General features: G+C 70.7%; 22 protein-coding genes and 1 riboswitch. Of the genes, 4 read left to right on the top strand and 18 right to left on the bottom strand.

Annotated elements, in window-relative coordinates; all coding sequences use genetic code 11:
• Nucleotides 1-10: 10 nt before the first annotated feature.
• From E6U81_RS14735 to E6U81_RS14765, 7 genes are all read right to left on the bottom strand, one after another.
• Complete coding sequence (locus E6U81_RS14735) at nt 11-1,642, bottom strand: GMC oxidoreductase (RefSeq protein ID WP_136230536.1); 1,632 nt, start codon at nt 1,640-1,642, stop codon at nt 11-13.
• A gap of 153 nt (nt 1,643-1,795) precedes the next feature.
• Nucleotides 1,796-2,938: a glycosyltransferase family 4 protein gene (locus E6U81_RS14740; RefSeq protein WP_136230537.1), complete on the bottom strand. Its 1,143-nt coding sequence runs from the start codon at nt 2,936-2,938 to the stop codon at nt 1,796-1,798.
• A gap of 20 nt (nt 2,939-2,958) precedes the next feature.
• Nucleotides 2,959-4,101, bottom strand: coding sequence for a hypothetical protein (locus E6U81_RS14745; protein ID WP_136230538.1), 1,143 nt, complete (start codon nt 4,099-4,101; stop codon nt 2,959-2,961).
• 90 nt (nt 4,102-4,191) lie between these two features.
• Complete coding sequence (locus E6U81_RS14750) at nt 4,192-5,256, bottom strand: C40 family peptidase (RefSeq protein ID WP_136230539.1); 1,065 nt, start codon at nt 5,254-5,256, stop codon at nt 4,192-4,194.
• 221 nt (nt 5,257-5,477) lie between these two features.
• A complete protein-coding gene (locus E6U81_RS14755; protein ID WP_031153073.1) occupies nt 5,478-6,506 on the bottom strand; it encodes a C40 family peptidase in 1,029 nt (342 codons plus the stop codon).
• Between the two features lie 252 nt (nt 6,507-6,758).
• Entirely contained in the window at nt 6,759-8,123 is a 1,365-nt protein-coding gene (locus E6U81_RS14760; protein WP_136230540.1) for an NYN domain-containing protein, read from the bottom strand.
• 42 nt (nt 8,124-8,165) lie between these two features.
• Entirely contained in the window at nt 8,166-8,405 is a 240-nt protein-coding gene (locus E6U81_RS14765) for a hypothetical protein (protein WP_008738811.1), read from the bottom strand.
• A 123-nt stretch (nt 8,406-8,528) separates the two neighbouring features.
• On the opposite strand from E6U81_RS14765, the gene E6U81_RS14770 reads away from it, so the two are divergent.
• Both E6U81_RS14770 and E6U81_RS14775 read left to right on the top strand, forming a co-directional pair.
• A complete protein-coding gene (locus E6U81_RS14770) occupies nt 8,529-9,263 on the top strand; it encodes a rhomboid family intramembrane serine protease (protein ID WP_136230541.1) in 735 nt (244 codons plus the stop codon).
• Entirely contained in the window at nt 9,260-9,541 is a 282-nt protein-coding gene (locus E6U81_RS14775; protein WP_031153079.1) for an Lrp/AsnC ligand binding domain-containing protein, read from the top strand. Before E6U81_RS14770 ends, E6U81_RS14775 begins: the two co-directional genes overlap by 4 nt.
• Nucleotides 9,542-10,114: 573 nt before the next feature.
• Here E6U81_RS14775 and E6U81_RS14780 read toward each other — a convergent pair.
• From E6U81_RS14780 to E6U81_RS14805, 6 genes are all read right to left on the bottom strand, one after another.
• Nucleotides 10,115-11,518 carry an aminotransferase class V-fold PLP-dependent enzyme gene (locus E6U81_RS14780; RefSeq protein WP_136230542.1) on the bottom strand — a complete coding sequence of 468 codons (1,404 nt, stop codon included), beginning with the start codon at nt 11,516-11,518 and terminating at the stop codon, nt 10,115-10,117.
• A 219-nt stretch (nt 11,519-11,737) separates the two neighbouring features.
• Nucleotides 11,738-11,854, bottom strand: a riboswitch (SAM riboswitch).
• An 86-nt stretch (nt 11,855-11,940) separates the two neighbouring features.
• The gene (gene trpD, locus E6U81_RS14785) at nt 11,941-13,005 is read right to left on the bottom strand and encodes an anthranilate phosphoribosyltransferase (RefSeq protein WP_136230543.1); all 1,065 of its coding nucleotides are present in this window, start codon (nt 13,003-13,005) and stop codon (nt 11,941-11,943) included.
• 163 nt (nt 13,006-13,168) lie between these two features.
• Complete coding sequence (locus E6U81_RS14790; protein WP_136230544.1) at nt 13,169-14,797, bottom strand: ubiquinol-cytochrome c reductase cytochrome b subunit; 1,629 nt, start codon at nt 14,795-14,797, stop codon at nt 13,169-13,171.
• Complete coding sequence (locus E6U81_RS14795) at nt 14,794-15,852, bottom strand: Rieske 2Fe-2S domain-containing protein (protein ID WP_136230545.1); 1,059 nt, start codon at nt 15,850-15,852, stop codon at nt 14,794-14,796. The genes E6U81_RS14790 and E6U81_RS14795 overlap by 4 nt, the downstream gene beginning before the upstream one ends.
• Complete coding sequence (locus E6U81_RS14800; RefSeq protein ID WP_030036316.1) at nt 15,849-16,658, bottom strand: c-type cytochrome; 810 nt, start codon at nt 16,656-16,658, stop codon at nt 15,849-15,851. Before E6U81_RS14800 ends, E6U81_RS14795 begins: the two co-directional genes overlap by 4 nt.
• A gap of 76 nt (nt 16,659-16,734) precedes the next feature.
• On the bottom strand, nt 16,735-17,355 hold the full coding sequence (locus tag E6U81_RS14805) for a heme-copper oxidase subunit III (protein WP_030036314.1): 621 nt from the start codon (nt 17,353-17,355) through the stop codon (nt 16,735-16,737).
• A gap of 199 nt (nt 17,356-17,554) precedes the next feature.
• Here E6U81_RS14805 and E6U81_RS14810 point away from each other — a divergent pair, with 199 nt between their 5' ends.
• Nucleotides 17,555-17,959, top strand: a complete 405-nt coding sequence (locus tag E6U81_RS14810) for a hypothetical protein (protein WP_136230546.1) — start codon at nt 17,555-17,557, stop codon at nt 17,957-17,959.
• A 55-nt stretch (nt 17,960-18,014) separates the two neighbouring features.
• On the opposite strand, the gene E6U81_RS14815 is transcribed toward E6U81_RS14810, so the two are convergent.
• The 4 genes from E6U81_RS14815 to coxB form a co-directional block, all read right to left on the bottom strand.
• Nucleotides 18,015-19,259, bottom strand: coding sequence for an Ig-like domain-containing protein (locus E6U81_RS14815; protein ID WP_136230547.1), 1,245 nt, complete (start codon nt 19,257-19,259; stop codon nt 18,015-18,017).
• A 131-nt stretch (nt 19,260-19,390) separates the two neighbouring features.
• Nucleotides 19,391-19,789: a cytochrome c oxidase subunit 4 gene (locus E6U81_RS14820; RefSeq protein ID WP_031153095.1), complete on the bottom strand. Its 399-nt coding sequence runs from the start codon at nt 19,787-19,789 to the stop codon at nt 19,391-19,393.
• Nucleotides 19,786-21,516: a cytochrome c oxidase subunit I gene (ctaD, locus tag E6U81_RS14825; RefSeq protein WP_031153097.1), complete on the bottom strand. Its 1,731-nt coding sequence runs from the start codon at nt 21,514-21,516 to the stop codon at nt 19,786-19,788. Before ctaD ends, E6U81_RS14820 begins: the two co-directional genes overlap by 4 nt.
• A complete protein-coding gene (coxB, locus tag E6U81_RS14830) occupies nt 21,513-22,487 on the bottom strand; it encodes a cytochrome c oxidase subunit II (protein WP_136230548.1) in 975 nt (324 codons plus the stop codon). Before coxB ends, ctaD begins: the two co-directional genes overlap by 4 nt.
• Before the next feature lie 283 nt (nt 22,488-22,770).
• Between coxB and E6U81_RS14835 the strand changes: the two genes are divergently transcribed.
• Nucleotides 22,771-24,150, top strand: coding sequence for a cysteine desulfurase/sulfurtransferase TusA family protein (locus E6U81_RS14835; RefSeq protein WP_136230549.1), 1,380 nt, complete (start codon nt 22,771-22,773; stop codon nt 24,148-24,150).
• Between the two features lie 216 nt (nt 24,151-24,366).
• On the opposite strand, the gene E6U81_RS14840 is transcribed toward E6U81_RS14835, so the two are convergent.
• Complete coding sequence (locus E6U81_RS14840) at nt 24,367-25,341, bottom strand: carbohydrate kinase family protein (protein WP_136230550.1); 975 nt, start codon at nt 25,339-25,341, stop codon at nt 24,367-24,369.
• Nucleotides 25,342-25,389: the final 48 nt, after the last annotated feature.

Here is a 25,389-nt window from a genome sequence, read left to right on the forward strand (position 1 = left end):
GAGGCCGCTGTCAGCGGGGGTCCTCGGCGAGGATCCGTGCCATGTTCCGCTCGGCGAGGGCGGTGATGGTGACGAACGGGTTCACGCCGAGCGACCCCGGGACCAGGGAGCCGTCCACCACGTAGAGGCCCTGGTAGCCCTTGGCCCGCCCGTAGGCGTCGGTCGCGTCCCCGAGGACGCAGCCGCCGAGCGGGTGGTAGGTGAAGTCGTCGGCGAAGGCCCGGTTCCCGCCGAAGAGGTCGTAGCGGTAGATCGTGAAGTTGCGCCGGTTGATGCGGTCGAAGAGGTTCTTCGCCGCGTTGACCGAGGGCGCGTTCTGGTCCCGCCGCCAGTTCAGGCGTGCGGAGTCGGTGGCCGCGTCGTAGGTGAAGTGCCCGCGCTCCGGGTTCCTGGTGATGGCCAGGTACATCGAGATCCAGTGTTCGAGGCCCATGGGGAGCGGGGCGATCTCGGCGAAGACCGGGTTCGCGGCGTTGTCCCAGTCGTCGATGCCCAGCGCCGGCATGGTGGCCTGGTTGGCTCCGACCGTGTCCCAGAGGTGGTTGGCGCGCGCGGTCATGACGTTGCCGTTGGGGCCCCAGCCGCGCCCGACCTTGTCACTGAGCGCGGGCAGCGCGCCGGTCTCCCGGGCCCGCAGCAGGATCTCGGTGGTGCCCAGGCTGCCGGCGCCGAGGAAGAGCTGCCGGCAGCCGAGTTCGCGGACCTGGGTGACCTTCCCCGTCACGTCGCTGGTCCGCACCGTCAGGACGTACCCGCCGGCCGGGTCGGGCCGTACGCCGACCACGCGCTGCATGGTCTCGATGGTGACGTTTCCGGTGCCGATGGCGGCGGCGAGGTAGGTCTTGTCGACGCTCTTCTTGCCGTGGTTGTTGCCGTAGATGACCTCCCCGGCCAGTGCCGAGCGGGGCGCGGTGCCGGCGGCCTCGCGCTTCATGTGGCCGAAGTCGTAGACGTTGGGCACGAAGACGGTCTTCAGGCCGGTGTTGTGGGCGTGCTTGCGGGAGATCCGGGCGAAGCGGTACCACTCGGTGGACTCGAACCAGGCCGGGTCGATGTCGTTCACGCCGAGCATGGCGCGGGCGCGCGGGTAGTAGGTGCCGTACATCTCGTCGGCGTCGACCCCGGGGAAGACCTCGGTGAAGTAGGAGCGCCTGGGGGTGGGCGCCATGCCGCCGTTGACGAGGGACCCGCCGCCGACGCCGCGTCCGACGTAGACGGACATGTCGCCGTAGTGCACGCGGTCCAGGACGCCGGGGTACGGGCTGATGTCGCGGTTGACCACGTCGAGCCAGAGGAACTGCGCGAGCGGGGCCTCGGTGCGGGTGCGGAACCACATGGAGCGGTGGTCGGGGGCGGAGGTGGAGGGGAAGACCTTGCCGTCGGGCCCGGGGGTGTCCCACAGCCGGCCCATTTCGAGGACGACGGTACGCACGCCCGCCTGCCCGAGGCGCAGGGCGGCGACGGCGGAGCCGTAGCCGGAGCCGACGACGATGGCGGGGGCGTACGCGGCGGCGGCGGGCTCGACGGCGGCGGGCTCGACGGCGGCGGCGGAGGCCGCCCCGATCCGTGTGAAGCCGAGCGCTGCGGCGGTCGAGAGTGCGCCGAGTCCCAGCATTTGACGGCGCGTCAGGTTGGGTGTCATGGCCGCATCATGAGCGGATTCCGGCCTTCCGCCCAGACGCGGTGTTGACAGACATCTGAGGAACAGTCAGGCGTGGTTGCGCGGCCCGTCGGACGCGGCTGCGCGGGCCGGCCACCCGGGGCGGAGCGGCCGCCACCCCGGGGCGGGGTCCCGCTAGAGCAGCTCGCGCAGGCGTTCCGCCAGGAGGTCCCAGCGCCATTTCTCCTCGACCCAGGCGCGGCCGCGCTCGCCCATGCGGGCGCGCAGGTCCGGGTCCTGGAGCAGGGCGACGATCCGGTCCGCGGCCTCCGCGGGCTCACCGCCGCGCACGACCCAGCCCGTCTCGCCGTCCAGGACCGCGTCCGGCGCACCGCCCGAGTCGCCCGCGACCACGGGCAGCCCCGTCGCCGAGGCCTCCAGGTAGACGATCCCGAGCCCCTCCACGTCGAGGCCGCCCCGCCGGGTCCGGCAGGGCATGGCGAAGACGTCGCCCGCGCCGTAGTGCGCGGGGAGTTCGGACCACGGGACGGCTCCCGTGAAGACCACCGACCGGGCCACGCCCGTGGACTCGGCCAGCGCCCGCAGGTCCGCCTCGTACGGGCCGCCGCCGACGACCAGCAGCACGGCGTCGGGCACCGCGGCCAGGATCCGCGGCATGGACTCGATCAGCGTGTCCTGGCCCTTGCGCGGGACGAGGCGCGACACACACACCACCACGGGCCGGTCCGAGAGGCCGAGCCGGGCCCGGATCTCGTCGCCGCCCGACGAAGGGTGGAAGGTCTTCTCGTCCACTCCCGGCGGGAGTTGGACCATCCGCGCCGCCGCCCGGTCGGTGACCGCCGAGGCGATCCGGGAGCGCGTGTACTCCCCCAGGTACGTCAGCGTGTCCGTGCCCTCGCCGATCCGCCGCAGCAGCTGCCGCGCGGCCGGCAGCTGGGCCCATCCCGCCTCGTGCCCGTGCGTGGTCGCCACGATCCGCCGGGCGCCCGCCCGCCGCAGCGCCGGGCCCATCAGGCCGAGCGGGGCGGCGGCCCCGAACCACACCGACTCGCAGCCGTGTTCGCGCAGCAGGCCGACGGCCCGCCGCGTCACGCGCGGGGTCGGCAGCAGCATCGTCGTACGGTCGCGGACCACCTGGAACGGCTGCTCCGCGTCGAAGGCCGCGGTGGCCTCGCGGCCCTCCGCGCCGTGCTTCCACGTGGAGGCGTAGACGACGACGCGGTCGGGATCCAGCCGTAGCGCCATGTTGTGGAGGAAGGCCTGGATGCCGCCCGGTCGCGGCGGGAAGTCGTTGGTCACGATCAGGGTCTTGTGCATCGCCTGCCGACAGTACCCGCTCAGCGCAGCTCCTCGCGAAGGGACTCCTGCCATGCGGCCGTCAGCCCGGCCCGGTCCACCCCGAGGGTCGCCCGCAGCGCGGACTCCAGCGGCTCGCGCCCGGCCCGTCCGTACAGGTCCACCAGGGCCTTCTCGCCCCACTCGGCCGCGATCAGCCGGCAGGCCAGCCACGCGCCCTCGTACGCCCGCGCCGCCGCATCCGGGTCCCCGCCGAAGGCGAAGTCCTCGGTCCGGGGCAGCTCCCCCGGCAGCTCGCCGTGCCGCACCGCCCTGGCGAGTGCCGGGGCGGCCTGCGCGGGGGCCGTGGAGGCACCCCGGTACGCCGCCCAGTCCGCGAAGCCCTCGGAGAGCCACAGCGGGGTGGTCGCGGAGGTCGCCGCGCGCGTGGCCACGTGCGTGACCTCGTGGGTCAAGATGATGCGCCGGCCCTCCGGGCCCAGTCCGGCGTACCCCTCCGGATTGACCACGACCCGGTCCGCGGGGGCCGGGCCGGTGCCCACCCGGCCGGTGGTGACGGCGCCGAGCCCCCGGTAGGTGTCGGCGGGGCGGCCCAGCAGCCGCGCCATCGCGTCGAGGGAGCCGGGGACCAGTACGACCACCCGCCCCGCCCAGGGCCCGGGCCAGGCGGCGCTCGCGGCGGGCACCGCCCGGTCGGCCTCGGCGGCGATCTCCCGCAGCGTCCCGGCGCTCTGCCCGGCTCCGCCGAGGACCAGCGAGTGCGTACCGGTGGCCACCGAGACCGGGCCCTGGTCCCACAGCTGAGGCAGGGCGCCCGGCGCGGGGCGGTCGGCGCTCACCCGCCAGGCGCCGCCCTCCCGGACCAGCTCCAGCTCGCGCGCGGATTCCTCGGGGGCGGTGTCGTAGCCGGCCAGCCGGTGGCGCAGCCGGGCCGTCGCGAGGGCGCGCTCGCCGTTGCCGTCGCCGTCGAGCCGTACCGAGGAGACCTCGTACGCCCAGTCCGTCAGCGGGATCCCGGCGAGCGGCTCGGGCACGGCCCGCGACCAGTCGGCGACGGCCCGGCGGACCTCCCGCTCGGCGGTCTCGGCGCCACCGGCCGGCCGCGGACCGCAGGCGGCGAGCAGCGCGCCGAGGAGGAGCACCACGAGCGGCAGGATGCGCGGCGGACGGCGGACGGGGAGCATCCGCCGATCGTACGCAGGGCGGCGCGGGGCGGGCGCGGGCGGCGGTCCGCCGCCCGCGGGGTCAGGGGCCGTCCGCCGCCGCCCGCGGGGTCAGGGGCGGGTCACCGCCGACACCGGCATCATCCCGACCGGGTCGTAGCGCACTCGGGCCCCGGGGTAGGGGGCGTGGACCACCTGGCCGTTGCCGACGTACATGCCGACGTGGCTGGCGTCGGAGCGGTACGTCACCAGGTCGCCCGGGCGGGCCTGCGACAGCGGCACCTGGCGCCCGGCGTGCCGCTGGGCCTGCGAGGTGCGCGGCAGCGAGACGCCCGCCTGCCGGTAGGACCAGACCATCAGCCCGGAGCAGTCGAAGCCGGAGGGGCCCGTGGAGCCCCACACGTACGGGCGGCCGACGGCGGCCCGGGCGGCCATCACGGCGGCCGCCGCGCGGCCTGAGGAGGGGCCTGCGGCCCCCATGGGGCCGAGGTCGGGCAGTGCCTCGTGGCGCCCGCCGGAGCGCGAGGAGCGCTCGAAGTCGGCCCGCTCCTCGGACGGCATGGAGTTGAGGAGCCGCTGGGCCGCGGCGAGCTTCGCGGTGACGGAGCGCTTGTGGCGGGCGACGTCGGAGCGCAGGGCGTCGAGTTCGGCGAGTTTGCGGGAGGCCTCCGAGCGCACCTGGCCGAGCCGGCGCTGCTCCTGGCGCAGGTCGTGGAGCTGCCGGGCCTGACGCTCGGTCAGCCGGTCCAGGGCGGCGGCCTGCTCCAGGTAGGCGTCGGGGTCCTCGGCCAGCATCAGCCCGACGGCGGGGTCGATGCCGCCGCTGCGGTACTGGGCCCCGGCGAAGGTGCCGAGGACGCCGCGCATCGTGTTGATGCGCTCCTGGCCTCGGGCGACCGCGTCCTGGGCCCGGTTGACCTCGATGCGGAGCCTGTCGGCCTTCTCACCCGCCTCGTTGAAGTGCTCGGTGGCCTGTTCGGCCTCCTCGAAGAGCCGGTCGACCTGGGCGCTGACGCCGGATCTCGCGCCGCCGCCGGGTTCGTGCGGGTGGCCGGGGGCCGCGCTCGCGGGTGCGCCCGCCATGGCGACCGCGGCGGTGGCCGCGGCGGCGGTGAGGACGGTGACCTTCGTGTTCCGGTCGAGGCCGCCGAGCCCGGGCCGACGATGGGACGCCACGTGGAGCCGCTCCCTTCCGCTGGGCGGGGCCCGGGTCCGTCCTCCGTGGACGGCCGTGTGCCGGGTTCCGCGCTGGCAGACAGTAGCCGTGCGACCACGCACCGACCAACGACCGCCTGAGGGCGCACACACCGACGCCCCGCCGGAGACGCAGGTCACCGGCGGGGCGTGTGGTCAGAGCGGGGCCGCGGAATTCGCCCGGATGGGCGGTGTGCGGCGCGTCAGCCGATGCGGACGCCGAACTGGAACGGCATGTTGTCCATCGACTCGTACTTGACGCCGCCGCGCGGGTTGGAGGCGTGCAGCGTCATGTTGTTGCCGGCGTAGAGGCCGACGTGGTGCAGGTCCCCGTAGAAGAAGACCAGGTCACCGGGCTGCAGCTGGCTGCGGCTGATGCGCGTGCCGTCGTTGGCCTGGGTGTAGGTCACGCGGCTGATGCTGACGTTGGCCTGCTTGTACGCCCACTGCGTCAGCCCGGAGCAGTCGAAGGAGTTGGGGCCCTCGTGGCCCGATATGTACGCGCTGCCGACCTTGGTCTTGGCGGCCGCGAGCGCGGCACCGGCGCGGCCGGAGGCCTTGACGTCGCCGAGGTCGACGCGCTGGCTGTCGGCGCGGCTGGCGCGCGTGTCCTCGTCCTTGAGCGCGGCACGCTCCTGCGCCGTAAGGGTGTTGAGGAGGGCCTGGGCCGCGGCGAGCTTCTCGCCCGAGACCTTCTTCTTCTCGCCGAGCTCCTTGCGGGTGGCGTCGAGGTCGGCGATCTTGCCGGAGGCCTCCTGGCGCTGCTGCGCGAGGGTGCGCTGCTTCGCCTGGATCTTCTGGACCGCTTCGACCTGCTTGCCGCTCAGGTGCTCCAGGGTGGAGGCCTTGTCGAGGTAGCTGTCGGGGTCCTCGGAGAGGAGGAGCGCGAGGGAGGGGTCGATGCCGCCGTTGCGGTACTGGGCGCTCGCCATCGAACCGAGCGCGCTGCGGAGGTCGTTGAGCTCGCTCTGGCCGCGCGCGACCTGGTCCTGGATCTGCCCGATCTCCTTCTCGAGGGTCTCCTGGCGCTCCTTGGCCCCGTTGAACTTCTCGGTGGCCTGCTCCGCCTCTTCGTAGAGGGCGTCGACCTGGCTCTTGACCTCGTCCTTGCTCGGCTTCGCCGGAGCGGCGGAGGCGCTCTGCGCGGTGAGGGCGACGGCCGCGGCCGCGACCGAGGTGAGCACGGTCACACGAGCGCGAGTCGGCTGCTTGGGTCGACGGTGGGACGCCACGAAGGCGAGCTCCTTCTTCCTGTAGCCGCCGAAGAACGCAACTCGGCAGCACCTTCGCTGCCACCCCGAATGAGTGATCTACCGCACGAAGGTTTGAGCAGACCCTAGTGACCCAGCTGTGATCAGTTCAAATCCTGTCGGCAAAAAACTCGGCCTCCGACCAGGTTCTTTACCTTCACCGCACGCTCCGTGCCGAGCACTTGACGGTGCGTCCTCCACATGACCCACCAATTCCGGCATTCGGAGCGGGAGTTAGGAAACGCGCGAAAGCCGCTTCAGCAACAAAGCGGACGTTACGGGCCGCGCCCCGGCCTTGGCCACTCCGTCGGCGACCTCGCGGTCCGTGGAGACCACGACCACCGGCCGGCCGGGCGGCTCGGCCCGCACCAGCTGCCGGATCAGCTCGTCCGCCGTCACCCCGGCCTTGGAGAACAGCACCCGCACCCCGCGCGGCGGCGCGAGCAGCACCGGGGCGGCCAGCTCCGCGCCGTCGAAGACGCACGTCATCTCCGCGCCCGTCTGCGCGGCCAGCATCGACAGTCCGCCCAGCAGCCGCAGCCGCTGCTTCTCCAGCGGCATCGTCGGATAGCCGGTCTTGGTCACGTTGTAGCCGTCGACCACCAGATGAGCCTGCGGCAGCGCCAACAACTGGTCCAGCAGGGCCGGATCGGTCTCCGACAGGGCGCGCGCCGCGATGTCCTTCGGCGTCATCCGGCCCGGCTCCACGGCGTCCACCGTGTCGGCCGGGCGGGTGTTCACCGGAGGCAGCGCCAGCTCGCGGCGCAGCCCCTGCGCCGCGTCCAGCACGGTGTCCAGCAGCAGCCGCAGCCGCATGTCCTCGATGCTGCGCCCCTCGCGAGTGGCCCTGCGCGAGGTCTCCAGCGACGCCTCCACCTCCGCGAGACGGGACTTGAGCCGCCGGCTCTCGCTCTCGGCGGCCGCCACCCGGGTCGCCGCCTCGCCGCGGATCCCGTCGATCTCGGCGGTCACCTTGCGCAGGGCCGCCTCGCCGCGCTTGACGTCGCTCAGGGCGCTGCGCAGCCGGCGCTGAAGCGATTCCGCTTCCTTCCGCGCCGCCTCCAGCTCGACCCGTACCTGCTCACCGCCCGTGCGCTGCAGTTCCCGTACGTGCTCCAGCTCCTCGCGCAGGCGCTCCAGCTCGCGCCGGCTCTCCTCGCCGACCCGCTCGGCGTCGGCGCGCTGCGCCTCCTCGCCCGCGGCGGCGACGAGCTTGACCCACCCGGCGGGCCGCAGGACGAAGGCGGCGGCCGCCACGTCCAGCGGGTCCGCCGCGGCCGGCGGGGCTCCGGACTCCAGCGCGCCGGCCAGGTCCGCCTGGGCCTCGCGCAGCTTGTCGGCGACCCTGCTGCGGAACACCGGGTCGGTCTCCACCGCCGCGGCCATCGCGTTGCCCGCGAACTTGGCGCGCCGGGTCGGGGTGAAGCGGGCGTACTGGCGCAGCTGCGCCGGAAGGTCCGCGACCGTCAGCGCGCCGAAGGCGTCCGAGACGAGCGCGACGACCCGGCGCCGCACGCCTTCCGGCAGCGGGCGGTCGAGCGCCTCCGCGGCGTCGCCGGCCGCGTCGGCCGGCCCAGCGCCGCTTGCTGGCTCCACAATCCGTCACCCCTACCGTGATGGTCTACCTGCGGACGGGGCTCCTTAGGAGTCCGCGCCCGGCCTGTCCACGAGCTCGATCTGGTCCACCGCGTTGCACCAGCGGCAGCGGACCGACTCGATGGTCTCATTGACCACCTCGCGCTCCTCGACCTTGGGCTCCCCGGCGAGGTCCAGGTGGACGTACTCGACGACCTTCGACGAACGGGTGACGTCGAAGCGCGTGAGGTTGCCGCACAGGGTGCAGCGCCACCGGGTGGTGTCGGTCGGCAGGGGAACCGTCATCGGGCTGCTCACTCCTTCGTAGCTGATTCAATTAAAGCGGTCCGTTCGGCCGTCCGCGTCGGCCTCGCACCGCAGCTCGTAACCCTACGGCCTGCCACCGCTTCAGGTGGGTCGCGTTGCGTCATGCTCTGTCACATGATCGTAAGGTGGCGGGCCCTGCGCGAGGCTGCCCGGGGACCGGTGGTCACCCACGCGCTGATCGCGGGCTGCGGTGTGGTGTTCGTCCTGAGCCCCGCCTCGGGGCTCAACCCGGTCTACGGGACCGGCGACGAACTGCTGGCCGCGGGCACCGCGTACTTCCGGCGCTGGGGCGTGGTCCCGGACGAGCTCTTCACGGACACGCCGCGCGCCTGGCTGACGCCGCTGACCGCGCTGTTCGTCCACGGCAGCTGGCTGCACCTGCTCGGGAACATGCTCTTCCTCTTCGTCTTCGGCGCGATGGCCGAGGAGCGGATGGGCCGCCCGGCGTTCCTCGTCTTCTACCTCTGTACGGGCTACCTCGCGCTGGCGGCGTACGCGGCGGCCAACGCGGAGTCCGCGCAGACGCTGGTGGGCGCGTCGGGGGCGATCTCGGCCGTCCTGGGGGCGTTCCTGTACCTGCTGCCCCGGGCGCGGGTGACGAGCCTGTTCCCCTTCCTGTTCTTCCTGCCGCTGCGGTTCCCGGCGTGGATCGTGCTGCTGTTCTGGTTCGCCCTGCAGTGGGTGGCCGCGCACCGCGCGGAGAGCGGGCCGGGGGTCGCCTATCTGGCCCATCTGGTGGGGTTCTCGCTCGGCTTCCTCTACGCATGGGCCCGGTATCGGGGTACGACTAGAGTGAGTCGACCAGCGACGGCCACCGAGGGAGACAGCCAGCCGTGATCACCGCGATCGTGCTCATCAAGACCAGCGTGGACCGCATCCCCGAGATCGCCGAGTCCATCGCCGCCCTCGAAAACGTCAGCGAGGTCTACTCCGTCACCGGAACGTACGACCTGATCGCGCTGGTCCGCGTGAACCGCCACGAGAACCTGGCCGACATCATCCCCGGCCGCATCAGCAAGATCCCGGGCGTCGAGGCGACGGACACGCACGTGGCGTTCCGCACGTACTCGCAGCACGACCTGGAGGCGGCGTTCGCGATCGGCCTCGACGCCTGACGCCTGACGCCTCCGGCGCGGTCTGCGGATCAGGCCCGGGCTCGGCGGCTCGGCCAGGTCCGACCGTCTCCCGGGCGCTGCCCGGACCCGCGCCGGTGCCCTGCGGACGGCTCGGCAGGGCGGGGACCTCGGTCGCGCCCCGGGCGCTGCCCGGACCCGCGCCTCAAACGCCGGCGAGGCTGAACAGTGCGGGCCCGTCGTTCTGGTCGGGGTGTGGGGCCGCCGCCGGGGTGTCTCCTCGGCTCGGCGCGTGCGGGGATGTCTCGGCTGTGGCCCGGGGGTTGCGCGCTCGTCCTGCGGGGACACCCCGCCACGTCCCCACCCCCCTCGGCCGGGCCGTGCCAGGGGCTTCCCGGGTACTTGCCGGAGCGCTGCCGTGGGGCGGGGACACGCAGGAGGGTCCCCGCAGGACGAGCGCGCAACCCAGGCCGAACGGCAGAACCGCGGCCGCCCGGCGCGAGCCGAGGAGATCCTCGTGCGGGGCACCGCCCCACCCCCCGACACCGCCAAGCCCGCGCAGCGACCCCGCAGCCGCGACCCGGATACCGCCGAGCCCCCCGCAGGGGTACGGTCTCAGACCGCGGGGACGCAGCGGCCTTCCTCCGTGCGGTACTGCCACTTCGCGCCGTTCGTGACGAGTTCCCGGACCGCGCCGAGGAAGCGGTCCACGTGCTCGTCCGGGGTGCCCGCGCCGAAGCTGACGCGGATCGCGTTCAGGGAGCGCTCGCCCGGGGCGGCCTCGGGGGCCCCGCACTCGCCCTGGGCCTGCGGCTCGCTGCCCAGCAGGGTCCGCACCAGCGGGTGGGCGCAGAACAGGCCGTCCCGTACGCCGATCCCGTACTCGGCGGAGAGCGCGGCGGCGAAGTGGGAGCTGTTCCAGCCGTCCACGACGAAGGAGATGACGCCGACCCGCGGGGCGTCGTCCCCGAAGAGGGACAGGACCCGGACGGCCGGGACCTCGGCGAGGCCCTCGCGGACCCGGGTCACCAACTGCTGCTCGCGCGCCACCAGGTTGTCGAAACCGGCCTCGGTCAGGGCCCGGCAGGCGGAGGCGATGGAGTAGACGCCGATGACGTTCGGGGAGCCGGCCTCGTGGCGGGCGGCGGTGGTGTGCCACTCGACGTCCACGCCGCCGTCCTCGCGGCGGGAGACCTTGCGGGAGGCTCCGCCGCCGGCCAGGTACGGCTCGGCCTCCTGGAGCCAGTCGGCGCGGCCGGCGAGGACGCCCGAGCCGAAGGGCGCGTAGAGCTTGTGGCCGGAGAAGGCGACCCAGTCGACGTCGAGGTCCCGGACGGAGACGGGGTGGTGCGGGGCCAGCTGGGCGGCGTCCAGGACGATCCGCGCGCCGTGGGCGTGCGCGGCGGCGGCGAGTTCCTTCACCGGCCACAGCTCACCGGTGACGTTGGACGCGCCGGTGACGCACACGAGCGCCGGGCCGTAGCCCTCTTCGATTGATGCAGTGCGGTCGGCGAGCGCCCGCTCCAGGGTGGCGACGGCCTCGGCCGGGGTGCGCGGCGCGTTGAGGTAGGTGACCTGCGCGTTCGTCCACGGCAGGAGCGAGGCGTGGTGCTCGGTCTCGAAGACGAAGACCTGGCAGTCGGCCGGGAGCACCGCGGCGAGCAGGTTCAGGGAGTCGGTGGTGGAGCGGGTGAAGACGACCTGGTCGCCGGGGCGGCAGTCGAGGAACTCGGCGACCGTGACGCGGCTCTGCTCGAAGAGGTCGGTGGACAGCTGCGAGAGGTATCCGGCGCCGCGGTGGACGCTGCCGTAGTACGGGGCGTAGGCGGCGACGTCGTCCCAGACCCGCTGGAGGGCGGGGGCGCTGGCGGCGTAGTCGAGGGCCGCGTAGGTGACCTCGCCGCCGGTGACGAGGGGGACGGTGACGTCGCGGCCGAGGACGGCGAGCGGCTCGCCACATGCGGGGTCCTGGGCGGCGGCGACGGTGGTGGCGGTGGCGGTGTTCAGGGATGCGGACATGGCGGTTTCTCCCGGCAGGCAGGGCTGAATGGCTTCGGTGTGCCCGTACGCGGGTACGGCCGTGCGGCCGTCCGGGGTACGGGAGTGGCCTCGGACGGGACGTCGCGGTACGCGGAAGTGACCCTGGTCCGAGGGTGAAGAAGGGGCGTCAGTCGCCCTATCGCATTCGCTTGCTCACGGAAAACGCTCCTCGAGAGACCAGGACCCCTGGTGTCGAGGGATCCGCGCTTGCCGTAGGCCTTGCTGCCTACGACCTGGTCATCACCCGGGGCACCCCGCCACGGAAGGAGGGTTGCCGGACAGCAAGCCGGGGCCTAAACGCTGTCACTCGTGACCTGGTCAGCATCCTGCCACAAGATCCCCCGAGCACAAGACCCCGGTCCGAATGGCGGACCGGGGTCTGGCCGGAAACGGGCGCCGGGTCAGGCGTTGCTGGCCGTCACCCAGCGCTCCAGTGCGGCCCTGGCGGCGCCGGAGTCGATCGACTCGGCCGCGCGGGTCATGCCGGCGGCGATCTGCTCCTCCAGGCTGCCCGCGCCCGGGTCGAGGGCCACCAGGGCGGCCGCCGAGTTCAGCAGCACGGCGTCGCGTACCGGGCCGGCCTCGCCGGCCAGCAGGCGGCGGGCCACGTCGGCGTTGTACGAGGGGTCGCCGCCGGCCAGGGCGGACACGTCGACCAGGGGGATGCCGACGTCGCGCGGGTCGAAGGACTGCTCGGCGACCTTCCCGTCCCGGACCCACCAGACCCGGGAGGTCGCCGTGGTGGTCAGCTCGTCCAGGCCGTCGTCGCCGCGGAACACCAGCGCGGACGAGCCGCGCTCGGCGAGCACGCCCGCCACGATGGGGGCCATCCGGGGGTCCGCCACGCCGGTGGCCTGGGAGCGGACGCGGGCCGGGTTGGTCAGCGGGCCGAGGATGTTGAAGGTGGTCCGGATGCCCAGTTCGCGGCGGGCCCCGGCGACGTGCCGCAGGGCCGGGTGGAACTTCACCGCGAAGCAGAAGGTGATGCCGGCCTCCTCGGCGACCTCGACGACCCGTGCGGTGCTCAGGTCGAGGTTGACGCCGAGCTTCTCCAGGACGTCCGAGGATCCGCTCGCGGAGGACGCGGCCCGGTTTCCGTGCTTGACGACCTTGGCGCCGGTTCCGGCCACGACGACGGCCGACATCGTGGAGATGTTCACCGTCTTGGCCCCGTCGCCGCCGGTGCCGACGATGTCGACGGTGCGGCCGGGTACCTCGATGAGGTTGGCGTGCCCGTACATGGCCCGTACCAGGCCGTTGATCTCCGCGACCGTCTCCCCCTTGGCGCGCAGGGCGACCACGAAGCCGGCGATCTGGGCGTCGGTGGCCTCCCCGCGCATGATCCGGTCCATGGCCCAGGCGGTGTCGTCGGCGCGCAGGTCCTGGCCGGTCAGCAGGGCGTCGAGGACGCCCGGCCAGCCACGGGCCGCCACGCTGTCGCCGCCTGCCGGGGTCGCAACGTTCATGGTCAGCTCCTGCTGCTGTAGGGGTTCCCCGTCGAATGGGTCGGAGATCAGCCTATCCAGCCCCGGTTACGGCAAAGAGCCCCGTCCAGACACTGGACGGGGCTCTCGCCGTGGCGACACCAGGACTGACCGGAATCAGTCCCTCATGCGGTGGTGCGGGGGATCAGTGGTGGCCGTGGCCGGACTGGATCTCCTTGTACTCCTCCACCGTGGGCTTCGGGATCTGGTTGCCCTCGGCGTAGAAGCCCTTGCTGAGCTTCGCGCGCAGCTTCTCCATGGCCTTCACCTTGCGCTCGACACCGTTCTCGTCGACCGTCGGGCCGATCTCGATCGGCTTGTACTGCTCGTGCGCGGTGAGGGTGTGCAGCTTGCCCTGCGGGAGCGGCTCGTGGACCTCGACGAACTCACCGTGCGGCAGACGCTTGATGATGCCGGTCTCGCGACCGTGCAGCACCTTGTCGTGGTCCCGGCGCTGGAGGCCGAGGCAGATCCGCTTGGTGACGATGAAGGCGAGGACCGGGACGACGAAGAAGCCGATCCGGACGAACCACGTGATCGAGTTGATCGACAGGTGGAAGTACTGGGCGAACATGTCGTTGCCGCCGCCGATGAGGAGCACGATGTACTCCGCGATCCAGGCGACACCGAAGGCCGTACGGGTCGGGACGTTGCGCGGGCGGTCCAGGATGTGGTGCTCGCGCTTGTCGCCGGTGACCCAGGACTCGATGAACGGCCAGACGGCGATCGCGCCGAGCACCAGCGGGAAGAGCAGCAGCGGGATGAACACGCCCAGGACGAGCGTGTGGCCCCACAGGTTGATCTCCCAGCCGGGCATGGCACGGATCAGGCCTTCCGGCATACCCATGTACCAGTCGGGCTGCGCACCGGTGGACACGTGGTCCGGGCGGTACGGGCCGAGAGCCCAGATCGGGTTGATCGAGGCGACGCCGGCGACGACCGCGATGACACCGAAGACCAGGAAGAAGAAGCCTCCGGCCTTGGCCATGTAGACCGGCAGCAGCGGCATGCCGACGACGTTGTTGTTCGTCTTGCCGGGGCCCGCGTACTGGGTGTGCTTGTGGTAGAAGACCAGGATCAGGTGGGCCACGAGGAGGCCCATCATGATGCCGGGCAGCAGCAGGATGTGCACCGAGTAGAAGCGCGCGACGAAGTCGCCGCCCGGGAACTCCCCGCCGAACAGGAACATCGACAGGTACGTGCCGACGACCGGGACGGACAGGATGGCGCCCTGCATGAAGCGGACACCGGTACCCGAGAGCAGGTCGTCCGGCAGCGAGTAACCGGTGAAGCCGGTGAACATGCCGAGGACCAGCAGCAGGAAGCCGAAGATCCAGTTGACCTCGCGCGGCTTGCGGAACGCGCCGGTGAAGAAGACGCGCATCATGTGCACGATCATCGCCGCGACGAAGATCAGCGCCGCCCAGTGGTGGATCTGGCGGATCAGCAGGCCACCGCGGACGTCGAAGCTGATGTCGAGCGTCGAGGCGAAGGCCTCGGACATCAGGACGCCCTGCATCGGGACGTACGAACCGTGGTACTCCACCTCGTTCATGCTCGGGTGGAAGAACAGCGTCAGGTACACACCCGTGAGGATGATGATGATGAAGCTGTAGAGGCAGATCTCACCCAGCATGAAGGACCAGTGGTCCGGGAAGATCTTGCGCATGTTGGCCTTGGCGAGGCTGTAGATGCCCAGGCGGCCGTCCGCCCAGTCCGCTACCCGCTCGCCGGCCGGCGCTTTGCGCGCCTTGTTGTCAGTGGCGGTGCTCATCCGCGCTCCCAGAATGCAGGGCCGACGGGCTCTTCGAAGTCGCCGAGCGCTTCGAGGAAGCCTTCGTCATTCACACCGATCCGCAGCTGCGGAAGGGCGTGACCGGCCGGGCCGAAGATGACACGGGCGCCGTCGGAGAGGTCGAAGGTGGACTGGTGGCACGGGCAGAGCACGTGGTGCGTCTGCTGCTCGTACAGGCTGATCGGGCAGCCGACGTGGGTGCAGATCTTCGAGTAGGCCACGATCCCGTCGTGGGACCACTCGAGTTCCTGCTTGTCCTTGATGTCCTCCGGCTGGATGCGGACGATCATCAGGGCGGCCTTGGCGATCTGGACCTGGAAGTCGTGCTGGTGCTCGTCCAGGCCCTCGGGCATGGCGAACGTCAGCGAACCGACGAGCACGTCCTCGGGACGCAGCGGCTCCATCGTGTTCTGGTTGATGAGCATCTTGCCCTTGGCCCACAGGGTCTTGCGCAGCTTCTCCTCGGGCAGCGGGCCCAGGTCGCGCATGATCACGACGGCGGAGAGCGGCAGCATGGCCAGCGCGCCCAGCATCGTGTTGCGGATCAGCGGGCGGCGGCCGATGCCGGACTCGTTGGCGCCGTCGGCGAAGTCACTGAGGACCTGCGCCTTGACCTCCGCCGGAGCGGCGATCTCGTGGCGCTCGGCGGCGACCTCGACGTCGGACATCAGGGTGCGGGCCCAGTGGACCGCGCCCGCGCCGATGCAGAAGAGGGCCGTACCCAGCGTCATGCCCAGCGAGAAGTTGAGCGCGCTGACCTTCCCGATGGGGAAGATGTAGACGATCTTGTCGACCGGGAAGATCACGTAGGACGCGATGAAGCCGATCGTCGCCAGCATCGACAGCGTGAAGAGCATCGCGACGGTGCGCTCGGAACGCTTCGCCGCACGCTCGTCGATGTCCTGGATGCGCGGCTTGTGGACCGGCAGGCCCGGGTCGGCGAACGGGTCGTCCGCCACTGCTACGCCACCGTGGTGGGCGTCGCCCTGCTCGCTCGGCAGGTGCTTCTCTTCGGGAATCTCTTGGCTACTCATGACTTCTTGGCCTTAGCGGTGTGGGCCGCGACCCAGACGGCGACAGCGATCAGCGCACCCAGAGCGAAGATCCAGCCGAACAGACCCTCGGAGACGGGGCCGAGGCCACCGAGCTTGAGACCACCGGGGTTGGTCGACTTCTCACCGTTCACGTTCTGGAGGTACGCGATGATGTCCTTCTTCTGCTTCTCCGGCATGGTGCTGTCGGGGAAGGAGGGCATGTTCTGCGGGCCGGTCTGCATGGCCTCGTAGATGTGCTTGGGCGAGACGTCCTCAAGGTTGGGGGCGTACTTGCCGTTCGTCAGCGCGCCGCCTTCACCGGTGAAGTTGTGGCACTGCGCGCAGTTGTTGCGGAACAGCTCACCGCCGTTGGCGATGTCGGCGTCCGCCGGGTCGTACTGCTTCTCGGTCGGCGTGATCGGGCCGGCACCGAGGGAGGCGATGTACGCGGCCAGCTGGTCGATCTGCGCCTGGGTGTAGATGACCGGCTTCTTCGGCACCTGGGCGCCGGGCTGCTGGGCGGGCATGCGGCCCGTGCTCACCTGGAAGTCGACGGCCGCGGAGCCGACGCCGACCAGGCTCGGGCCGTCAGAGGAACCCTGACCGCCGGTTCCGTGGCAGCTTGCGCAACCCACGGCGTAGAGCTTCTTGCCCTCCTCGATGGCGAGGGACTGGGCGGTTTCATCGGCCTGCGCCTTGCCCGCGGGAGCAAAGGCGGCGTACAGCCCCCCAGTGGCCGCCAGCGCGAGGAGTAGAACGACGACCGCCGCCAGCGGATGGCGTCGTCGTGCGGAGAGCTTTTTCACGGATTACCCCGGTGTCAGGATCTTCTGCGTCGGTGTGTCTGGATGGAGTGCCGGGTCGGACCCGGTGACGTGTTCGCTACTTGATCAGGTAGATCGTGGCGAAGAGGCCGATCCAGACGACATCGACGAAGTGCCAGTAGTAGGACACGACGATGGCCGACGTGGCCTGTTCGTGGGTGAACCTCTTGGCCGCGTACGTCCGGCCGAGGACCAGCAGGAAGGCGATGAGACCGCCCGTCACGTGCAGACCGTGGAAGCCGGTGGTCAGGTAGAAGACCGAGCCGTACGGACCGGACGAGAGGCTCATGCCCTCGTGCTTGACCAGCTCGGTGTACTCGAACACCTGGCCGCCAATGAAGATCGCACCCATGACGAACGTGATGATGAACCACGTCCGGAGCTTCTTCACGTCACCGCGCTCCGCGGCGAAGACGCCGAGCTGGCAGGTGAGGGAGGAAAGCACCAGGATCGTCGTGTTCGTCGCCGAGAAGGGCAGATTCAAGGCCGAAGCCTGCTCTGTCCAGTACTCGGGACCTGTCACGGATCGCAGGGTGAAGTACATCGCGAAGAGGGCCGCGAAGAACATCAGCTCGGAACTCAACCAGATGATGGTTCCGACGCTGACGAGGTTCGGCCGGTTGACCGTCGGGTGCGCGTGCCCGGTATCTACTGTCGTTGCTGTCGCCACGACCGACATTATGTCGGTCGCTTATCCCGCCCTCACCCCGGGGGGTGCCGTTCGGAGTGTCAGGGGCGTGTGCAAGGCCCGAACGGCCCATCAGATCACCTCTCCGAACAGCTTCGTGCACATGTCCGAACCGATGCTGACCGGGCGGCGGGAGGAGTAGCATCCCGCGCAACATCAACGTGATTCATGGGACACGTGGAGGATCGAAATGCGGGCGACTGCGCGGGTTCTGGTCTACAGCGACGACACGAGCACCCGGGAGCAGGTGAGACTGGCGGCGGGCCGCCGTCCCGCCGCGGATCTGCCGCCGGTGGAGTTCCTGGAGTGCGCGACCCTGCCGGCGGTCCTGTCGGAGCTGGACGCGGGCGGCATCGACGTGTGCGTGCTGGACGGCGAGGCGGTTCCGGCCGGGGGCATGGGCGTGTGCCGGCAGATCAAGGACGAGATCTTCCGGTGTCCTCCGGTGCTGCTGCTGATGGGTCGCCCCCAGGACGCCTGGCTGGCCACCTGGAGCCGCGCCGACGCCGCCGTGACCCTTCCGGTGGATCCGGTGGCGTTCGCGGACGCCCTGGCGGGTCTGCTGCGTTCCCGGCTGTCCTCCTCGGCGGCCTGACCCCCCGACGACGGCGGCGGGCCCCCGGACAGGGTCCGGGGGCCCGGCCGGCTGCTCAGACCGTCGGCCGGAGGCGGGCCTGGTCGATGTGGCTGCGGCCGTCCTGGGTGCCCTTGAGGAGGGCGCTGCCCTCGCGCCAGTCCTTCCAGTCCATGTTCCAGTCCCCGAACCCGTTGCCGAAGATGTCCATGTCGTCGCCGATGCTGTTGATCACCTGAACGATGTCGCCCTCGGTGATGTTCTCGTAGAACCAGGCGGCGTTGCCCGTGCTCATGCCGGTGCAGCCGTGGCTGACGTTCGCGTAGCCGTGCGAGCCGACGGACCACGGCGCGGCGTGGACGTATTCACCACTCCAGGTGACGCGGGTGGCGTAGTAGACGGGCAGGTTGTAGTACTCGCTGCCGCCGATGCCGACGGTGTCCCCGCGCATCTGTACGTAGTACTGCTTCCCCAGCACCACCTTGATGCCGTTGCGCGTGGAGAATCCGGGCTTGCCGGTGGTGACCGGGATGGAATTGATCACTTCTCCGTTGCGCTTGAACGTCAGCCAGTGCGCGGAGGCGTCGGTGGTGACCTCGACGCGGTCGCCGATCTCCAGTTTGAGCGGCTTGGCGGCGGCTCCGTGGAGGTCGTCGGTGACCTTGATGCCCTCCAGGTTGCTCCGTACGGAGACCGTGGTGTTGGCGGGCCAGTAGTCCTTCGGGCGGTAGTGCAGGTTCTTGTCGTCGACCCAGTGCCAGGCGCCTTCGACCCCGGGCGGGGCGTCGACGACCAGGCCGCGTTCGACGACGGCGCGGGCCGCCTTGTCCTTGACGGGTTCGTTGAGTTCGGCGGTGAGGGGCTGGCCGACGCCGTACTTGCCCTCCTCCGGGCCGAACTCGACCTTCAGGACGCCCTTGGACGGGGTGGTGTCGAAGGCCATCGTGCGCTGGCCCGGGGTGCCCCTCTGGTCCTCCGTGCTCACGGTGACGGTGTAGCGGACGCCTGCGGCCATGGGGACGGTGCTGTGCCAGCGGTCCCCCTTGGCGCTGAGTTCGCCCGCCAGGCGGCGGCCGTGGGTGTCCACGACCGTGACGTCGGTGATCCGGCTGCCCTTGGCCTTGGCGGTGATCTCCAGGGGCCGGTTGGGGTCTACGGGGCGGCTGCCTGCGGTCTGGTTGAAGGCGACCTGCTCGCCCGCGTCCACCGGACGGGCTGACAGCGGGTTGTCGCCGGACCCGCATGCGGTGGCGCCGGCCCCGAGGGACGCGACCAGCAGGGAGCAGCTGAGTACCGTCCAAAGACGCGGTGAGTGCTTCATGGAGCCAACGCTATGAAGATATGACAATTACGGCGCGCGGGGTGACTGCAAACGAGGGGCCCGGACTCCTCCGAAGAGGTGTCCGGGCCCCACGTGGTGCGCGGACGGGCCGCGCGGGTACTGCTTTGTGACTACTGGTTCGCGTTCTCACCGCGGTAGTACTCGTACACCCAGCCCCACAGGCCGATCAGGATGATCGGGGCCGAGAAGTACATGAGCCACCAGCCGAAGATGACGCCCATGAAGGCGAGCGCGCCACCGACGCCGAGCGAGAGCGGCTGCCAGCTGTGCGGGGAGAAGAACCCCAGCTCGCCGGCCTCGTCGGCGACGTCGGCCTCCAGGTTGTCCTGGGCCATCTCGTCGACGCGCTTGGCCGTGAAGGCCAGGTAGTAGCCGATCATGACGCTCAGGCCGAAGGCCAGGAAGAGCGCGGTGGTTCCGACGGGCTCCTTCGACCACACGCCGTACACGACGGCCATGATCAGGATGAAGAAGGAGAGCCAGAGGAACATCTTGCCCTGGATCTTCACTTGCCGGCCTCCTTGCCACCGGTGACGGCAGCCTTGGCGCCGTGGTCCTCGAGGTGGTCGAGCGCCGCGATCTCCGGGTGGTGGAGGTCGAAGGCGGGCGACTCGCTACGGATGCGCGGCAGCGTGAGGAAGTTGTGCCGCGGCGGCGGGCAGGACGTCGCCCATTCGAGCGAACGGCCGTAGCCCCACGGGTCGTCGACCTCGATCTTCTTGCCGTACTTGGCCGTCTTCCACACGTTGTACATGAACGGCAGCATCGACAGGCCGAGCACGAAGGAGCTGATCGTGGAGATCGTGTTCAGCGTGGTGAAGCCGTCGGCGGCGAGGTAGTCCGCGTAACGGCGCGGCATGCCCTCGGCGCCGAGCCAGTGCTGCACCAGGAAGGTGCCGTGGAAGCCGATGAACAGCGTCCAGAAGGTGATCTTGCCGAGGCGCTCGTCCAGCATCTTGCCCGTGAACTTCGGCCACCAGAAGTGGAAGCCGGCGAACATCGCGAACACCACGGTGCCGAAGACGACGTAGTGGAAGTGCGCGACGACGAAGTACGAGTCGGAGACGTGGAAGTCCATCGGGGGCGATGCCAGGATGACGCCGGTCAGGCCACCGAAGGTGAAGGTGACCAGGAAGCCGATCGTCCAGAGCATCGGGGTCTCGAAGGACAGTGAGCCCTTCCACATGGTGCCGATCCAGTTGAAGAACTTCACACCGGTCGGTACCGCGATCAGGAAGGTCATGAAGGAGAAGAACGGCAGCAGTACACCGCCGGTGACGTACATGTGGTGGGCCCACACGGTCACCGAGAGGCCGGCGATCGCGATCGTCGCGGCGATCAGGCCGATGTAACCGAACATCGGCTTGCGCGAGAAGACCGGGATGATCTCGGAAACGATTCCGAAGAACGGCAGCGCGATGATGTACACCTCTGGGTGTCCGAAGAACCAGAAGAGGTGTTGCCAGAGCAGTGCGCCGCCGTTGGCGCTGTCGAAGATGTGCGAGCCGAACTTGCGGTCGGCCTCCAGCGCGAAGAGCGCGGCGGCCAGGACCGGGAAGGCGAGCAGGACCAGGACACCGGTCAGCAGCACGTTCCAGGTGAAGATCGGCATGCGGAACATCGTCATGCCCGGAGCGCGCATGCAGATGATCGTGGTGATGAAGTTGACCGAGCCGAGGATCGTACCGAAGCCGGAGAAGGCCAGGCCCATGATCCACATGTCCGCGCCGATGCCGGGCGAGCGAACCGCGTCCGACAGCGGGGAGTAGGCGAACCAGCCGAAGTCGGCGGCGCCGTTCGGGGTCACGAAGCCGGCCACCGCGATGGTCGAGCCGAAGAGGTACAGCCAGTACGCGAACATGTTCAGCCGCGGGAACGCCACGTCGGGCGCACCGATCTGCAGCGGCATGATCCAGTTGGCGAAGCCCGCGAACAACGGGGTGGCGAACATCAGCAGCATGATCGTGCCATGCATGGTGAACGCCTGGTTGAACTGCTCGTTCGACATGATCTGCGTGCCCGGACGGGCCAGCTCGGCGCGCATGAAGAGCGCCAGCAGACCGCCGATGATGAAGAACACGAACGAGGTGACCAGGTACATCGTGCCGATGGTCTTGTGGTCGGTGGTGGTGAGCCACTTCACGACCACGTTGCCCGGCTGCTTGCGCCGCACCGGCAGCTCGTTCTCGTACGAGTCAGCTGCGGCGGCACCCTGGGATTCGTTGAGGATGCTCACAGTTTGTTCACTTCCGCATTCCGGGCCGGGTCGGTCTGCTGGATGCCGGCGGGGAGGAAGCCGGTCTGACCCTTCTCCGCCAGGTCCTTCAGGTACTCCTGGTACTTCTCGGGCGAGACCACCTTGACGTTGAAGAGCATCCGGGAGTGGTCGACGCCGCAGAGCTCGGCGCACTTGCCCATGAAGGTGCCCTCTTGGCTCGGGACGACCTCGAAGACGTTGGTGTGGCCCGGGATGACGTCCTGCTTGAACAGGAAGGGGACCACCCAGAAGGAGTGGATGACGTCGTTCGACGACAGGATGAAGCGGACCTTCTCACCCTTGGGGAGGACCAGGGTCGGACCCGGGTTGCCCGTCTGCGGGTTGCGGTCGCTCGGGACGCCCTTCTCGTAGACGCCCTCGGCGCCCGCCGGGAAGTCCTTGGTGAAGCGGTCCGGGATGGAGGCGAGCTCCTTGGGAACCGCACCCGCCTTCGGGGTCGCCGCGTCGCCGTCGACGTTCTCGATGTAGTTGAAGCCCCAGCTCCACTGGAAGCCGATCACGTTGATCGTGTGCGGCGGCTTCGGGGTGAGGGCGAGCAGCTTCGACTCGTCACGCGCGGTGAAGTAGAAGAGCACCGAGACGATGATGAGCGGGACCACCGTGTACAGCGCCTCGATGGGCATGTTGTACCGGGTCTGCGGGGGGACCTCCACCTTCGTCCGGCTGCGCCGGTGGAAGATGACGCTCCAGATGATCAGGCCCCACACCAGGATGCCCGTGATCAGCGCGGCGGCCCAGGATCCCTGCCACAGGGAGAGGATGCGCGGCGCCTCCTCGGTTACCGGAGTCGGCATTCCGAGGCGGGGGAAGTCTTTCCATGTATACGAGCAACCAGTGGCGGTCGCCAGGACCACGCCCGCAGTCAGCGCCTGCAGCAGCTTCCGCCGCATCGGGCGCCGCGGCGAGCGGTCGGAGCCGTAGGGACTCACGTAGCGCCTTCCCGAGAGTCTCGGCCCGCGCGGCCGGCCGCGGCCGTGTTCGGGTCGGTCGCCGGCCCTGACGCAGGCAGGGGTTTGGATGTTTATGCGGACCAAACCCTACTGGACGCTATTTGGGGTCGCGCGGGGAGGGTGCCCAACGCGCCGCTACTGCCCCCGAAGGGATGGATCCGCCGTACGGGGGACGGTGCGAATGGCCCTGAATGGCGGGCTCCGGGGCCCATCTGACGCCCCCTGACCTCGAACGCTCGGGGGTCGGCGCTAGCGTGGCCGGATGCCGTACTTCGACAGCGCGTCCGCCGCTCCCCTGCACCCCGTGGCCCGGCAGGCGTTGCAGGCCTCCCTGGACGAGGGCTGGGCCGATCCGGCCCGGCTGTACCGGGAGGGCAGGCGCGCGCGGCTGCTCCTGGACGCGTCGCGGGAGGCCGCCGCGGAGGCGGTGGGATGCCGCGCCGACGAGCTCGTGTTCACTCCTTCGGGGACGCACGCGGTTCACACGGGCATCGCCGGCGTCCTCGCCGGGCGGCGGCGCGTCGGCGACCATCTGGTCGTATCAGCGGTCGAACACAGTTCTGTACTGCATTCGGCGGCGGCGCACGAGGCGCGCGGCGGGAGCGTTTACGAGGTCCCGGTGGACCGGTGGGGTGCGGTGTCCGCCGCCGGGTACGCGGACGCGCTGGGGCCGGCGACCGCCCTGGCCTGCCTGCAGTCCGCCAACCACGAGGTGGGCACGGTCCAGCCGGTGGCCGAGGTGGCCGAGGTCTGCGGTGCGGCCGGGGTGCCGCTGCTGGTGGACGCGGCACAGTCGCTGGCCTGGGGTCCCGTGGAGGGCGCCTGGTCCGTCCTGGCGGCGAGTGCGCACAAATGGGGCGGCCCGCCCGGGGTCGGCCTGCTGACGGTTCGCAAGGGGGTGCGGTTCTCGCCCCAAGGCCCCGCGGACGAAAGGGAGTCGGGCCGCTCCCCCGGCTTCGTGAACCTTCCCGCGATCGTGGCGGCGGCGGCCTCGCTGCGGGCCGTACGGGCGGAGGCGGACGCGGAGGCCGCCCGGCTGCGGACCCTCGTGGACCGCATCCGGCGGCGGGTGGTGCGACTGGTCCCGGACGTCGAGGTGGTCGGCCACGCGGACCGGCGGCTGCCGCACCTGGTCACCTTCTCCTGTCTGTACGTCGACGGGGAGGCGCTGCTGCACGAGCTGGACCGGGCGGGCTTCTCGGTCTCCTCGGGCTCCTCCTGCACGAGCTCCACCCTGACCCCCAGTCACGTGCTGCGGGCGATGGGCGTGCTGTCGGAGGGGAACGTACGGGTGTCCCTGCCGCCGGGGACCCCGGCGGCGGACGTCAACGCGTTCCTGGAGGTGCTGCCGGGTGCGGTGGCGGGCGTACGGGAGCGGCTCGGCGTCTCGGAGCCGGCCGCGGTGGCACCGGAGGCGGATGCACTGGAGCTCGACACGCTCGGGCTGCGCTGCCCGCAGCCGGTGATCGAGCTGGCCCGGGCCATCGTCCGGGTCCCGGTGGGCGGCACGGTGACCGTCCTGTCGGACGACGAGGTGGCCCGGCTGGACATCCCTGCGTGGTGCGCGATGCGGGGGCACGCGTACCTGGGCGAAACCCCCCGCCCGGCCGGCACCGCCTACACGGTCCGCCGCGGAGCGTAGCCACGGCGGGGCGAAATCCGGCTCCGCCGGGCACCGGGCTCGCCCGGACCCGCGCCTCAAACGCCGGCGAGGCTGAATCTGCCTGGCCGAGGCTGAAAGTGGCCGGCGCATCCGGAAAGTCAGCGGTTGGCGCAGCCGGGAGAGGGGTCCGGGCGGAGCCCGGGAAACGGAGAAAGGGCGGGGCGGGGAGAGAACCACCCCGCCCCGGGGGCGGCGTCACGCCAGGTGGGCGCGGACCTCCGCCGCGGCCTCGTCGCCGTAGGCCTTGGTGAAGCGCTCCATGAAGTGCGCGCGGGCCAGCGTGTACTCCTGGGTGCCCAGCGTCTCGATGACAAGGGTCGCGAGCATGCAGCCGAGCTGAGCCGCGCGCTCCAGGCCGACGCCCCAGCCCAGGCCCGTCAGGAACCCGGCGCGGAAGGCGTCGCCGACGCCGGTCGGGTCGACCTTCGCGTTCTCCTCGGGGCAGCCGACGACGATCGCGGCCTCGCCCGCCCGCTCGATCCTGACGCCGTTGGAGCCCAGCGTGGTCACGCGGGTGCCGACCTTGGAGAGGATCTCCTCGTCGGTCCAGCCGGACTTCGACTCGATGAGGCCCTTCTCGTACTCGTTCGAGAAGAGGAAGGTCGCGCCCTCCATCAGGGTGCGGATGTTGTCGCCGTCCATGCGGGCGATCTGCTGCGAGAAGTCGGCGGCGAAGGGGATCCCCCGCGTCCGGCACTCCTCCGTGTGGCGCAGCATCGCCTCGGGGTCGTCCGCGCCGATGAGGACGAGGTCGAGCCCGCCCACGCGGTCGGCCACGGACTTCAGCTCGATCAGGCGGGCCTCGCTCATCGCGCCCGTGTAGAAGGAGCCGATCTGGTTGTGGTCGGAGTCCGTGGTGCACACGAAGCGCGCGGTGTGCAGCACCTCGGAGATGCGGACGGACTCGGTGTCGACGCCGTGCCGGTCGAGCCAGGCGCGGTACTCGTCGAAGTCGGAGCCGGCGGCTCCGACCAGGATCGGGCGGCTGCCGAGCTGCCCCATGCCGAAGCAGATGTTCGGGCCCACACCGCCCCGCCGCACGTCGAGGTTGTCGACGAGGAAGGAGAGGGAGACCGTGTGCAGCTGGTCCGCGACGAACTGGTCGGCGAAACGGCCGGGGAAGGTCATGAGGTGGTCGGTGGCGATGGAGCCGGTGACTGCGATGCGCACGGCGTGGACGCTCCTGCTGAGGACGGCGAGGGACAGTCAAAACTACCC

The sequence above is a fragment of the Streptomyces sp. A0592 genome (assembly GCF_004795115.1).
Classification (GTDB): domain Bacteria; phylum Actinomycetota; class Actinomycetes; order Streptomycetales; family Streptomycetaceae; genus Streptomyces; species Streptomyces erythrochromogenes.